The organism is Spirillospora sp. NPDC048819, assembly GCF_040650055.1.
Taxonomy (GTDB): Bacteria; Actinomycetota; Actinomycetes; order Streptosporangiales; family Streptosporangiaceae; genus Spirillospora.
This window is the reverse complement of record NZ_JBEZGN010000022.1, coordinates 1-12,637: the sequence shown is the minus strand read 5'-3', so window position 1 is coordinate 12,637 and position 12,637 is coordinate 1. Positions and strand designations below refer to the sequence as shown.

The window sequence follows — 12,637 nt, the reverse complement described above, 5'->3', positions numbered from 1 at the left end:
GTCACACCTGCCGCTGGTAGACGCGGAGCGCCAAGGTCGACAGCCAGAAGCCGGCGACCGCGACCACCAGCAGCCCGAAACCCCGGTCGAGGACATGACTCCACGCGACGTCGTCACGGATCGACTGCCGTCCGACCTGGACGAGCCAGTTCACCGGGTTCACGGTGGCGATGGTGCTCATCCAGCCCGGCATCTCGTGGCGCGGGACGAAGATCTCCGACAGGAACACCAGTGGGAGCACCATGAGCTGGGCGATGCCGACCACCGCCTGGTGGCTGCGGGTGAGCAGACCGAGCACGTTCGATATCGACGCGAACGCGACGGTGCTGAGGGCGATGCAGGCGAAGAACGTCAGCAGGATGGGGACGCCGCCGGGGAACCGCGCCCCGAGGGTCACCCCGATGACCAGGATGACGACGCTCTGCGCGAGCACCACGAGGGCCTGCTGGGCCAGCCGCCCGGCGATCAGCGCCCAGCGCTGGACGGGGGTCACCAGGAACCGGTTCAGCATGCCCTGGTCCATCTCGGTCACGAAGAGCATCCCGCTCCAGCCGCTGGCGAACACGGCGGTCAGCGCGACGATCCCGGGGGTCAGGAAGATGATGTAGGAGCCGTCGACGATCCGGGCCTCCATGACCGGCGCCAGCAGCTGCCCGAACAGCAGCAGCCAGACCACCGGCTGGATCAGGGCGGCCAGGACGTAGGAAGGCTGGCGGACGGTGTTGCGCAGATCGCGGACGGTCATGTGGTAGAGGTGCGTGGGGCCGTCACTCATCGGCTCGGCGCCTCCTGGGCGCTGCGAAGCAGTCGGCCGGCGTGGCGGAGGTAGACGTCCCCGATCGTGGGGGCCGACAGGGTCAGCGACACCACCCGGACGCCGGCCGACTCCAGCGCCGCCACGAGGTACGGGGCGCTGACGGCGCCGCGCTCGACCCTCGCGCTGAGGCCGCAGCCCGCCACGACGATGTTGCCCACCCCCTCGACACCCGCCAACGCCTTGCGCACCTTGCCCTCGCCCGGCGGTTCCACCAGCTCCACCCGCAGCGCGTCCCCGCCCGCCTCGCGTTTGAGCTGGCTCGGCGACCCCATCGCGACGATCTTGCCGCGGTCGAGGATGGCGAGCGTGCTGGCGAGTTCGTCGACCTCTTCCAGATAGTGGGTGGACAGCACGACCGTGATGCCGACGGCGGCCATGCCGAAGATCTCGGCCCACAGGTCGGTGCGGGTCTCCGGATCGAGCCCGGTCGTGGGTTCGTCCAGGAACAGCACGTCCGGCTCGTGCACCAGGCCCAGGGCGACGTCGAGCCGGCGGCGCATGCCCCCGGAGTACGTCCGGGCCGGCCGGTCGGCGAGGTCGGCCAGGGCGAAACGTTCGAGGAGGGAGTCCACCCGGTTCCGCAGGAGCCGCCCGTTCAGCCCGTACAGCCTGCCCTGCAGGGTGAGGGCCTCCCGGCTGGTGGCACACGGGTCGACGCCGCTCTGCTGGGTGACGCAGCCGATCCTGCGCCGCGCCTGCGCCGGTTCCCGGACGACGTCCACACCGGCGACCCGGACGTCGCCGGATCCGGGCCGGGTGAGCGTTGTGAGGATCTTGATAATGGTGGACTTGCCCGCGCCGCTCGGCCCGAGCAGGCCGAACACCGTGCCATTCCGGACCGAGAACGAGATCCCGTCCACGGCGCGGACGCCGTTGGGGTAGGTCTTGGTGAGGTCGGTGACCTCAATGGCCGTGCCGTTAATGGCCGTGCTTCCAAGGGTCGTGCTGTCAAAGGTCATCAGCGCACTCCCACAGGGGTGATCGTCCGGCGATCGTGGCCGGGGGAGGCGATCAGGCGGCGCAGGGGAGCTTCGCCGTTCTCTCGGATCGCCCCCGCCGGCACCGTCAAAGGTCATTGCCCCGGCCGGCACTGGCCGCCGGGGCCGATCGTCAGTGCATGCTCTCCTCCTCGGTGAACCCGCGTTCGGCGATGACCTCGGCGTGCCAGCGCCGCCAGGCGTCAAGGTCCTCGTACGCGCCGCCCTGGAACTCGGTGATGAGCGCCCGCACCCAGCACTGCTCGGCGCGCAGGAGCGCCTCGTGGTACTCGGTCTCGATCATGAACAGCCGGCGCAGCCCGGTCTCGCGCATCCGCTCCATGAACCCCCGCACCTCGGCGAGCCGGCCGTCCAGCGCCTTGATCCGCTCCTCGAGCAGCCGGATCACCTCCTCCGGCAGCAGCACCGGCAGGAGCGACAGCCCCGACTCGAACTCCGGGTACTCCTTGGCGGGGGTGCGCAGGATCTCGCTGAGCCAGTCCTTCAACTCCGCCCGGCCGGACACGGTCAGCGCGTACACGGTGCGTTCCGGGCGCCGCCCCTCCCGGAAGGTGTCCACGGGCTCGATGAAACCGGCGCGGGCCAGCGCGTCGACAACGGTGTAGAGCGATCCGTAATTCATCCGGACGCTCTGCTCCTTGCCGCGGGTCTTGAGCATCCCGGCCAGTTCGTACGGGTGCATGGACCGCTCGAAAAGCGCCGCGAGCACCGCTAATGCCAGCGGATTTGAGACCTTTCGCTTCACCACTGAAAACTCCCCGTGAACGGATACTCCAGCACGAGTATACGGAGCCGGAGATTCAAATACCAGATGACAATCTGTCAGAAACCAGTCAGCACCATCGTCCGCAGACAATGGTGCTGAGACAATGGCGTTGAGCTGCGAATATGTAAAACCGGCCCGGCGGCACGGGAAATGTTGACGCGAAGACGCCGGCGGCCGTCACATGATCAGAACGACGGCCGCGGTGAGGTTGACGGCGAGCGCGGACAGGGCCAGCGCCGAACGCACCGCGTTCCACCGCTGCCAGCGGCTGCGCCGCTCCGGCCAGTCGGCCGGCAGCGACGCCGGGTCCTGCGCCGCCACCCAGTGGTTGATCGGCACGTTCTTGGTGATCGACACCGTGATGACCGACGCCATCACCAGTCCCGCCGCGCCGCCGAGCAGCCGCAGCGCCGTCCCGGGCCCGGCCGCGACCAGCGCCAGGTCCGCCAGCACCGTCAGCAGGATGGTGATCGGCATGAACGGGTCGTAGCGGGTCGCCAGGAACCCGTGGGCGTGCACGTACTGCTCGCCGGGCAGCGCCAGCAGCAGCGGGACGCCTCCCAGCACGGTCGCGCTGAACACCCCCACCGCGATCGCGTTGCCCATCAACGCGACCAGCATCAGGATCTCCGACATCCACGCCTCCTTCCGTCCCTACGCGCTTCCGTCCCTACGCGCTTCCGTCCCTACGCGCTTCCGTCCCTACGCGCTTCCGCCCGGCGGCACACGCGCCCCCTCTCAGGGGACCGCGCGCACGACGAGCGCCGAGTTGAACCCGCCGTATCCCCGCGCCACGACCAGGGCGCACCGCACCGGCGCGGGGCGGGGCCGCCCGATGACCAGGTCCAGCCCGCCCGCCCCCTCCCGGACGCCCACGGTCGGCGGGATCACCGCGTCGCGGACCGACAGCAGCGCCGACACCGCGTCCAGCGCCGCGCCGCCCGCGTACAGGCGTCCGGTCATCGTCTTCGGTGCGGTGACCGGCACGCCCGCCGGGCCGAAGACGCCGTTCAGCGCGTCCGCCTCGATCCGGTCCAGTTCCGGGACGCCCATCGCGTCGGCGAATACGACGTCCACGTCACCGGGCGCGGCGCCCGCGTCGGCGAGCGCGTTCTCGATCGCCCGCCGGAGCGCCGGCGGGCGGCTCGAACCCGGCGGCGGGTCGAACGTGACGCCGTACCCGGCGATCTCGCCGTAGACGCGCGGGGCGCCCCGCCGCGCCGCATGGTCGGCGTCCTCCACGATCAGCAGCGCGCCGCCCTCGCCCGGCAGGTACCCGCAGGCGTCCGGGTCGAAGGGCAGGTAGGCCCGCGCCGGATCGGTCCGGACGCTGAGCCGCCCCGAGCTGAGCTGCGCGACGAGCCCGTACGGGCACAGCGACGCGTCGGCGCCGCCGCTGACCGCGACGCGGGTGCCGTCGCGCAGCAGCCGGCGCGCGTGCGCGAGCGCGTCCAGCCCGCCCGCCTGCTCGGTGGCGATCACGCCGCACGGGCCGCGCATGCCGTGCCGGATGGAGATCTGGCCCGTGGTCGCCGCGTAGAACCACGCGATCGACTGGTAGGCGCCGACGAACCCCGGCCCCCGCCCCCACAGGTTCACCATCTCCCGCTGCCCGAACTCGGTGCCGCCGGACGAGGCGGCGGTGACCACCGCCATCTCGTACTCGGGCAGCTCCGCCGGGTCGACCTCGGCGTCGGCGAGCGCGAGCCGCGCCGCCGCCAGGCCCATGTGGGTCCAGTGGTCGGTCTGCGGGATGGCCCGGCTCGGCACATGGTCGGCCGCCGTGAACCCGCGGACCTCCCCGGCCAGCCGCACCGGGTAGGACGACGGGTCGAACCGGGTGATCGGCCCGAGCCCCCGGCGTCCCTCCAGCGTCGCGGCCCAGAAGTCGTCCGTCCCGAGCCCCAGCGGCGTGATGACGCCGAGGCCCGTGACGACCGGCGCGGCCACGCCCGTCCCCGGACGCTCCATCACCCGGTCCGGCGCGGTCACGGGGTCTCCCCCGGCCGGGCCAGCAGCATCGCGGTCTGGAAACCGCCGAAGCCGCTGCCGACACTGAGCACGACGTCGGTGCGGTGGTCGCGCGCCGTGAGCGGCACGTAGTCCAGGTCGCACTCGGGGTCGGGGGTGTGCAGGTTGGCGGTCGGCGGCACCACGTCGTGCTCGATCGCCAGCGCGCTCGCCGCCACCTCGATGGAGCCGATCGCGCCCAGCGAATGCCCGACCATCGACTTGATCGAGCTGACCGGCACCTCGTAGGCGCGCTGCCCGAGGCTCCGCTTGAACGCCGCGGTCTCGTGGCGGTCGTTCTGCTTGGTGCCCGACCCGTGCGCGTTGATGTAGTCGATGTCGTCCGGCCCGAGCCCCGACTGCCGCAGGGCGACGCTGATCGCCTCGGCCATCTCGCGGCCGTCCGGCTTGAGGCCGGTCATATGGAAGGCGTTGCTCCGGCTCGCGAACCCGGCGATCTCGGCATAGACGTGGGCGCCGCGGGCGCGGGCGGCGGACAGTTCCTCCAGCACGAACACCGCCGAGCCCTCGCCGAGGACGAAACCGTCCCGGTCCCGGTCGAACGGCCGGGACGCGTGCTCGGCGTCGGCGTTGTTCGGCGTCGTCGCCTTGATCGCGTCGAAGCAGCCGGAGGTGATCGGGGAGATCGGCGCGTCCGTCGCCCCGGCGATCATGACGTCGGCGCCGCCCTCCCGGATGAGCTGCGCGCCGTGCGCGACGGCGTCCAGCCCGGACGTGCAGCCGGTGGAGATCAGCGACACCGGGCCCTCGGCGGCGGCGCGCCAGGCCACCTCCACCGCCAGCGTGCTCGGTACCATGTACCCGTACAGCTGGGGGACGCCGTACTCGTGGTCGACCTCCCACTGCCGTCCGCCGTCGCTGAGGACGATGTACTCCTGTTCGAGCCCCATCGTGCAGCCGACCGCGCTGCCGAGGCTCACGCCGACCCGCTCCGGCCGCAGCGCGCCCTTGTCCAGCCCGCTGTCGGCGATGGCCTCGTCGGCGGCGACCGACCCGAGCTGCGCGGCGCGGTCCATCCGCCGGATCTCCTGCGGCGTGAGTCCCTGCGCCGCGGGGTCGAAGTCACATTCGGCGGCAACCCGCGACCGGAACCCGGTCGGGTCGAACAGCGAGATCGTGCGGGTCGCGGTCCGGCCGGCGGTCAGCAGGCCCCAGAAGGCCTTCGTGCCGATCCCGCCCGGGGCCACCACGCCGATCCCGGTGATGACCGCCCTGCGTTCGCTCCTCACGGTCAGCCGACCTTCGGCGCCGACTCGGCGGGATGCGGCAGCGGTTCGGTGTCGACGTGGCCGAGGTCGGGCCGCGGCGCCAGCGGGCTCAGGTGGAACACGACGAACGCCTGCTCGGCGCCGTCGTTCTCCAGCCGGTGCCGGTCGTTGATGGCGACCATGAGCGAGTCGCCGGGGCCGAGCCGGACGGTCTCGTCCTCGACCCTCATCAGCAGCGAGCCGCGGACGACGTACAGGAACTCCTCGGAGTACGGGTGCCGGTGCTCGGAGACGAACTCACCCGGCTCCAGGGTCAGCTCCCCCATGAATCCGGACGTGGACTTGACGGTCTTGGGGCTCAGCAGCACCCGGATGTCCCCGCCGCGGCGGCGGTTGGGCACGACATCAGCGGCGGTGACCTTCTGAGCTCGCGGTGTGGACACGAAACGGCTCCTTAACCAGACGGTCCCGTGACGGGATCACCGCACCAACGGTGACGGCATGCGCTTGACCGGCGATGCAGAAGCGCTGGAAGCCCCGTCCTGGACGACGACGGCCGGCGCCGCGCGGCCCAAGCGGTCTTCGAGCGGCCGGCCGGACACTGCACCGGACGTACCGGAACGGGAGGGCCATGCGAATCCCCGACTCGCGGACACCCGACCCCGTGCTGCCCCGGCGGCTCCGCGCGGCGTTCGGCAGGTTCGCCACGGGCGTCGCCGTCGTGACCGCCGCGACCCCGGACGGGACGCCCGTCGGGATGACGGTGAACTCGTTCACCTCGGTGTCGCTCGATCCCCCGCTCGTGCTGTTCTGCGTCGGCCGCCGGTCCCGCCTGCACCCGGTGTTCGCCGAAGCGGAGGCGTTCGCGGTGAACGTCCTGCGCGAGGGGCAGCTGGCGCTCTGCCGCCGCTTCGCCAGCCCCGGCTTCGACCGTTTCGACACCATCGAGCCGCGGGAGGGCAGCACCGGCGTCCCGCTGCTGCCGAGCGCGCTGGCCGTGTTCGAGTGCGTCGAGCCGCAGACCGTCCCCGCCGGCGACCACGACGTCATCATCGGCCGGGTCGCAGCGCTGGAGACCGCTCCGGACGACCACGCCGAGCCGCTGGTGTTCTTCGGCGGCGGCTACCGCTTCCTCAGCACCGAATTCCAATGGTGGTCCGCCTGGCACTCCTAGCCCGCGGACGGCAGAAAAGGAGAACCCGATGACGAGTCCCGTCCAGGCGCCGCCCTTCGCGCCCGCGAAGGTGTACGCGCTCAGCACCGCGTTCTGGCAGACGAAACTGATCATGACGGCCGGGGAGCTGGAGATCTTCGCGCGGCTCGCCGAGGGACCGGCGACCGTGGAGGGGCTCGCCGAGAAGCTGTCCCTGCACGCGCCCGTGCTGCACGACTTCCTGGACGCCCTGGTCGCGCTGGACCTGCTCGAAAGGGACGGCGGCCGGTACTCCAACAGCCCCGAGGCCGACTACTACCTCGTCCCGGGCAAGCGCTACTACATGGGCCACTACCTCACCTTCGTCGACAAGTTCATGAAGCCGACGTGGGACGGGCTCGGCGAGGTGCTCCGCACGGGCAAGCCCCCGGAGCCGCAGGCACCGCCGCAGGAGGCCGCGCCCGGCAAGGAGGGCGCCGAGTTCTTCGAGCACACCTACGCGAACGTCGACCTCCAGCGCATGTTCATGGAGGCGCAGGACTCGCTCAGCAGCGAGGTCGCCTGGGAGCTGAGCCGGCGGATCGACTGGAGCCGCTGGACGCGGCTCGTCGACCTCGGCGGGGCCCGCGGCAACACCGCCGGGATCCTGCTGCAGGCCCACCCGCACCTCAACGCGACCGTGTTCGACATGCCGCCGATCGAGCCGCTGTTCCACGAGCACATGGAGCGGCTCGGCGTCCAGGACCGGGCGCGGTACCAGGGCGGGGACTGGTTCGAGAACCCGCTGCCCGAAGGCGACGTCCTGCTGTGCGGCCACGCGCTGCACAACTGGACCGCCGAGCAGCGCAAGACCGTGATCGGCAAGGCGTACGAGGCGGTCAAGCCCGGCGGCGTGTTCATGGTCCACGACCTGATGATCGACGCGGACCGCCGCCGGCTGAACCCGCTGATGCTGAGCCTGGCGATGACCCTCAGCGTCGGAGGGTCCGGCTACAAGGCCGGCGAATGCGCCGGCTGGATGGGCGAGGCCGGGTTCACCGGCGTCGAGACCGTCCCGCTGCAGGACTACGACGGCCACACGGTCGTCATCGGGCACAAGCCGGAGTAGCAGCCCGCTCGATCCGGTTCCGCCGACAGGGGCGGGACCGGATCGAGTGCGTTTCGGCTGCGGTCAGACGCGGTCGGCGCGGAGCTGCTCGACCATCGCCCATTCGTCGAAGACGTTCAGGTCGTCGACGACGAGGCCGTCGCGCACCGTCCAGACCTGGACGCCGGACGCGGCCACCGTCCGTCCCGTCGGCGGGATGCCCCGGTACTCGCCCACATGCTCGCCCCGAGCCGTGAAGTGGGTGACGACGAGGTCCCCTTCGGCCACCTGGACGTCGACGTTGATCGTGAGGCCGGCGAAGGCCGAGCGGATCCGGCGGATGCTGTGCCGGGGCCCGTCCGGGCCGACGCGCCGCCCGCGCAGCATGAAGTCAGGCGCGAAGACACTGGAGGCGAGGTCGAGGTCGCCCCGGCACCAGCCCTCCTCAAGCCAGCGCCGGGCAAGCGCCTTGTTCGCCTCCTGGACGTCCACGGCGGTGCCCGCGGTCCCGGTCATCGCGAGCCCACGCCCGGCGGCGGCCCCACCTGCTCCAGCCCCTCGACGTGGTACCGCGTCGCCAGCTCGATCATGTCGGGCGCCGACGGCGGCCCGCCGCCGGCCATGAGTTCGCTCAGCCCCTCGAAGAAGCCCTCCACACCGCCCGGCGTGGCGACGACGAGGAGCTTGCTCGGCCCGTCGGAGATGTTGCGGAACTTGTGCGGCACCCCGCGCGGCCCGTACACCAGCCGCCCCGCCGGCGCCTCGTACTCCTCGTCGCCGAGGACGATCGAGTAGCGGCCCTCGATGACGTAGAACGCCTCGTCCTCGCCCTCGTGGATGTGCAGCGGCGGGCCCCCGCCGGGGGAGGTGGTCACCTCGAAGAACGAGTAGAGGCCGCCGGTGTCCTCGGCGCGGAGCAGGAACCGCCCCTCCTCGCCCAGCCAGCGGACCGGCGCCACCTCATCGCGCGCGACGACTTTTCCGGGGGTGTGAGTCATTACCCCGCCTCCATTCAAAGAATCCTTTCCCATAATCGTCGGACGCCCGCCGAAATTAGTCAACAGTCGAATTCTTCCAGCCATTCACAAGTCATTCTCTAGCCGCCCGCGAGACAATTGTCGCGCCGACCGTGAGGAGCTGGAAATGCCGAACAGCGTCATGACCGACATCGACATCGACGTCCCGCCGGAACGCGTGTGGGAGGTGCTCACCGACCTCGCCGCCTACCCCCGGTGGAATCCCTTCATCGTCCGGGCGGAAGGAACGCCGGCCCCGGGTTCGCGGCTCACCCTGCGCATCAAGTCGTCGGCCGGGTGGAGCGCCACCAACAAGGCCAAGGTCCTGGACGCCGTCCCCGGTGTGGTGCTGCGCTGGTCGGCCCGCCTCATTCCCATTCCGGGCCTGGCCGCCGGACGCCACGAATTCGCGCTCAGCGCCACCGAGACCGGCACCCGCCTCCGCCACTCCGAGCAGTTCTCCGGCATCCTCGTCCCCCTGATCGGCAAGCTGCTCGTCAAGACCGAACGCGACTTCCGGCTCCTGAACGAGGCCCTGAAGAAGGAGAGCGAGAACGCCTGACCCCGTTCTCCCATCAGTGCGCGATACCGCCGATCAGGTCGCGGGCGCCCTTGCGCAGCAGATCACCCGCCACGTACGCGCCCAGATGCTCGCCCTTGTCCGGCGCGGACCACTCGTGCGAGTGCACGAACGTGGACCCGTCACGGGTGAAGACCATCCCGCGCAGGGTCAACTGCCCGTCCCGCTCCAGCCGCGCATGACCCGCGATCGGGCTGTTGCAGTGCCCTTGAAGCCCGTGCAACATCGTGCGCTCCGCGCGCACGCACCGCCGCGTGTCCCCGTCGTCCAGCAGCCGCACCAGCTCCACGATGTCGGGATCGGCACGCCGGCAATCCACCGCCAGCACCCCCGCACCCACCGCCGGAATGATGTCGAGCGCCTCGCCCACCCGATCGATCCCCAGCCGTACCAGGCTCGCCCGCGCCAAGGCGATCGCGTCGAACTCCTCTCCAGAGTCCAACCGCCCGAGCCGGGAGTTGACGTTGCCGCGCAGGTACTCCACCCGCAGATCCGGCCGGATCTGCCCGAGCTGCGCACGCCGCCGCACCGCCGACGTCCCCACCCGCGCCCCAGGCGGCAGATCCGCCAAGCACTGCACCTTGCTCGCCATCGGGAACAGCATCACGTCGGACGTGTCATCACGCTGCACGTACGCGGCGAACACCAGCCCATCGGGGCGCGGCACATCACCGGGCACGTCCTTGAGGCAGTGCACCGCCACATCCACCCGCCCCGTCAACAACGCTGCGCGCCTGCACCATCGCCAGCGGAGACGTACGCGTCCCCAACCGCAACACCCCACCCCCACCCGACCACGAGAACACCGCCTCCACCACACCCGAGCCGGCCTGAACCAGATCCGTCACCGACGACACACCACCCGCACCGCCGGACACTCCCTCACGCCGCACCCTTACCCGCCGTTCACTCGCAGGTGACCCGCCATCTCGTCGTTTCCGCGGGGCATCACGGTCAAGCCCACTCCCGGCGCGGAAACATGCGGTCCTTCAGCAGCAGGTCCAGGGCTTCGGCCGCCGCCTTCACATCCCCGCACGGCGAGATGAAACCACCCCGTCCGTCCCCCGCCTCGAAGTAGCCCCACATCTCACCCGGCAGCGCCCGCACCGTCACCGCGGCCCCGATGTCGTCGGCCGCCCCGCTGGCGTACACCCACAGCAACGGCACCGGGAACCGGAACTCCCGCTTGTCGTACAACCCGACGCACCGCCAGCCCAGCGGCATCAGCGCGACCCGCAGGACCTCCAGTTTCCGCACCGCCGGGTCATGGCCCCGCAACGTCCGAGCCTCCAGGACGAGCCGCCACCGGCCGACCGCCTGAACCAGACCCCGCGCCACCGCACACACCCCTATCGTTCCTGATCCGCTTGCTTCTGCCCTGGTTCGACGCCCGTCCTGTCGCACGCCGATCACGTCAGCCGGCACCGGGCCCACACCCATTTCCCGTGTGGCTCGGTCCGGTACGCGCCGCATTCGGCGGCCAGCATCTCCACGATCGGCAGCCCCCGGCCGCTCAGTCCCTCCGTGTCGTGCTTGCGTACCGGCATGCCATCGCAGGAGTCCCACACCTCCAGCAGCACTCCGCGCGCCTCACGCGTGAACCGCACGCGGATCTCCCGCTCGGAAGGCGCGTGCTGGACCGCGTTCGTCACCAGCTCACTGGCGATCAAGGTCACGTCATCGCGCAGCACCGCCAGCCCCCACGACGCCAGCCGCAGCTCTACCAGCGTCCGGACCTGCCCCGGAGCCGTCCGCGCCGCCAGAAATCCGACGTCCAACATGCCAGCCGTGCTGATGCAGGCCCCCACCGTGTAGCCGCTCATCACGACCACCGGGCCAGTTGCCGCAGCACGAGCACGGCCCGCTCCGCCGCCGCACCCTCGTGCCCTACCTCGCCGAGCACATGACCGCGCTCACCACCCCACCGAAACCGCCGACCATCACACGCGATCACCCGCTCACGACGCGCCCCCAGCGACGCCAAGAGCGTTCCCCCGTGCACCTCCCCCCGGACGCCCTGTTGTGTGAGCTGCGCGGCCAGCGTCTCCAGCGGGTTGGCTCTAACATCTGCCGTTGAACCGGTTTCCTTCGCCGGGCTGTGAACGGCACCCCCCGAGTGGCCGGTTTGGCGGGTCGTGTCTGACATTGCGGGTACGTCTCCCTGGTCGGCAAGCCCTGGACCGAGCATGATTTGTTTCAACAAATCTGCCCGGCTTCATGGTGCCGGTAGGCTGCGTCCCCGTCAATAAGATTCAACAAATCCGCCCGACACGAGGAGATGAGCACGTGGGGTCAGCGCGGTACAACGACATCGCCGACGACTTGCTACGGCGCATTGACGCAGGTGAGTGGCAGTCGGGCGAGACCCTGCCGCCGATGGAGAAGCTTGCGGAGCACTACGAGGTCAGCCGCAACGCCGTAGCCCGCGCAGTAGGCAAGCTGGCGAAGCAAGGTCGTTTGGTCTCAGTGCCTCGCCGGGGGACGGTGGTCCGACCCAAGCACCGCAAGACCGTGATGCGGACCGACCTTGTGAAACGGAACACCAGGCACCAGAGGGACGGAAAGCGGAGCCTGTCAAACTCGTTGAGACAGCTCAGGCTGCGGGTTGTGCCTGCTTGTTCTCCTTGTTCTCGTCCTTGGGCGGTTCGTTGATCCAGGCCTTGTCGGGCAGCTTGGGCGCGATGGGCTTGGTGCGGAACCGTTCGGGGTGGGCGGTGTAGGCGGCGGCCAGGACTTCGCAGCGGCGGTCTCGGATCTTGGTGGCGGTGCCGTCGTGGACCGAGGCCGGGGTGTGCAGCCCGATCCCCGAGTGCCGGTGCTCGTTGTTGTAGTAGGTGAAGAACGCTGCGCAGAATCGTGTCGCCGTCTGGATCGAGGTGAACCGGTCGGGGAAGGCGGGGCAGTACTTCAAGGTCTTGAAGCCGGCCTCGGAGTAGGGGTTGTCGTTGCTCACGTGCGGCCTGGAGTGGCTGCGGGTGATA

Annotated in this window: 17 protein-coding genes; 4 read left to right on the top strand and 13 right to left on the bottom strand. The window is 70.5% G+C overall.

Features of this window, described 5'->3' with window-relative positions; all coding sequences use genetic code 11:
* Position 1: 1 nt before the first annotated feature.
* The 7 genes from AB0C35_RS26570 to AB0C35_RS26540 all read right to left on the bottom strand — a co-directional run bounded on the left by AB0C35_RS26570 (position 2) and on the right by AB0C35_RS26540 (position 6,263).
* A complete protein-coding gene (locus AB0C35_RS26570) occupies positions 2-775 on the bottom strand; it encodes an ABC transporter permease (RefSeq protein ID WP_358461002.1) in 774 nt (257 codons plus the stop codon).
* A complete protein-coding gene (locus AB0C35_RS26565) occupies positions 772-1,776 on the bottom strand; it encodes an ATP-binding cassette domain-containing protein (protein ID WP_358460999.1) in 1,005 nt (334 codons plus the stop codon). Before AB0C35_RS26565 ends, AB0C35_RS26570 begins: the two co-directional genes overlap by 4 nt.
* A 151-nt stretch (positions 1,777-1,927) precedes the next feature.
* Entirely contained in the window at positions 1,928-2,563 is a 636-nt protein-coding gene (locus AB0C35_RS26560; protein WP_358460996.1) for a PadR family transcriptional regulator, read from the bottom strand.
* 195 nt (positions 2,564-2,758) lie between these two features.
* Positions 2,759-3,217 carry a DUF1772 domain-containing protein gene (locus AB0C35_RS26555; RefSeq protein ID WP_358460993.1) on the bottom strand — a complete coding sequence of 153 codons (459 nt, stop codon included), beginning with the start codon at positions 3,215-3,217 and terminating at the stop codon, positions 2,759-2,761.
* A 102-nt stretch (positions 3,218-3,319) separates the two neighbouring features.
* On the bottom strand, positions 3,320-4,552 hold the full coding sequence (locus AB0C35_RS26550; protein WP_358461396.1) for a ketosynthase chain-length factor: 1,233 nt from the start codon (positions 4,550-4,552) through the stop codon (positions 3,320-3,322).
* Between the two features lie 17 nt (positions 4,553-4,569).
* The gene (locus tag AB0C35_RS26545; protein WP_358460990.1) at positions 4,570-5,841 is read right to left on the bottom strand and encodes a beta-ketoacyl-[acyl-carrier-protein] synthase family protein; all 1,272 of its coding nucleotides are present in this window, start codon (positions 5,839-5,841) and stop codon (positions 4,570-4,572) included.
* Between the two features lie 2 nt (positions 5,842-5,843).
* A complete protein-coding gene (locus AB0C35_RS26540) occupies positions 5,844-6,263 on the bottom strand; it encodes a cupin domain-containing protein (protein ID WP_358460987.1) in 420 nt (139 codons plus the stop codon).
* Positions 6,264-6,451: 188 nt separating this feature from the next.
* On the opposite strand from AB0C35_RS26540, the gene AB0C35_RS26535 reads away from it, so the two are divergent.
* The gene (locus AB0C35_RS26535; RefSeq protein ID WP_358460984.1) at positions 6,452-6,994 is read left to right on the top strand and encodes a flavin reductase family protein; all 543 of its coding nucleotides are present in this window, start codon (positions 6,452-6,454) and stop codon (positions 6,992-6,994) included.
* 28 nt (positions 6,995-7,022) lie between these two features.
* Positions 7,023-8,081, top strand: a complete 1,059-nt coding sequence (locus tag AB0C35_RS26530) for a methyltransferase (RefSeq protein ID WP_358460981.1) — start codon at positions 7,023-7,025, stop codon at positions 8,079-8,081.
* A gap of 63 nt (positions 8,082-8,144) precedes the next feature.
* Here AB0C35_RS26530 and AB0C35_RS26525 read toward each other — a convergent pair whose 3' ends face one another.
* Both AB0C35_RS26525 and AB0C35_RS26520 read right to left on the bottom strand, forming a co-directional pair.
* Complete coding sequence (locus AB0C35_RS26525) at positions 8,145-8,576, bottom strand: ester cyclase (protein WP_358460978.1); 432 nt, start codon at positions 8,574-8,576, stop codon at positions 8,145-8,147.
* Positions 8,573-9,058: a cupin domain-containing protein gene (locus AB0C35_RS26520; RefSeq protein WP_358460975.1), complete on the bottom strand. Its 486-nt coding sequence runs from the start codon at positions 9,056-9,058 to the stop codon at positions 8,573-8,575. The genes AB0C35_RS26525 and AB0C35_RS26520 overlap by 4 nt, the downstream gene beginning before the upstream one ends.
* Before the next feature lie 145 nt (positions 9,059-9,203).
* On the opposite strand from AB0C35_RS26520, the gene AB0C35_RS26515 reads away from it, so the two are divergent.
* Positions 9,204-9,638, top strand: coding sequence for an SRPBCC domain-containing protein (locus tag AB0C35_RS26515; RefSeq protein WP_358460972.1), 435 nt, complete (start codon positions 9,204-9,206; stop codon positions 9,636-9,638).
* Positions 9,639-9,651: 13 nt separating this feature from the next.
* Here the strand turns inward: AB0C35_RS26515 and hemC are convergent, their stop codons facing one another.
* The 3 genes from hemC to AB0C35_RS26500 all read right to left on the bottom strand — a co-directional run bounded on the left by hemC (position 9,652) and on the right by AB0C35_RS26500 (position 11,479).
* Complete coding sequence (hemC, locus tag AB0C35_RS26510; RefSeq protein ID WP_358461393.1) at positions 9,652-10,440, bottom strand: hydroxymethylbilane synthase; 789 nt, start codon at positions 10,438-10,440, stop codon at positions 9,652-9,654.
* Between the two features lie 170 nt (positions 10,441-10,610).
* Positions 10,611-10,994, bottom strand: coding sequence for a hypothetical protein (locus AB0C35_RS26505; protein ID WP_358460969.1), 384 nt, complete (start codon positions 10,992-10,994; stop codon positions 10,611-10,613).
* Between the two features lie 71 nt (positions 10,995-11,065).
* On the bottom strand, positions 11,066-11,479 hold the full coding sequence (locus AB0C35_RS26500; RefSeq protein ID WP_358460966.1) for an ATP-binding protein: 414 nt from the start codon (positions 11,477-11,479) through the stop codon (positions 11,066-11,068).
* Positions 11,480-11,873: 394 nt separating this feature from the next.
* On the opposite strand from AB0C35_RS26500, the gene AB0C35_RS26495 reads away from it, so the two are divergent.
* Entirely contained in the window at positions 11,874-12,308 is a 435-nt protein-coding gene (locus AB0C35_RS26495; protein WP_358460963.1) for a winged helix-turn-helix domain-containing protein, read from the top strand.
* Here the strand turns inward: AB0C35_RS26495 and AB0C35_RS26490 are convergent.
* Positions 12,250-12,637: integrase core domain-containing protein (locus tag AB0C35_RS26490; protein ID WP_358460960.1), on the bottom strand; the 388-nt coding region annotated here is incomplete at its 5' end. The genes AB0C35_RS26495 and AB0C35_RS26490 overlap by 59 nt on opposite strands.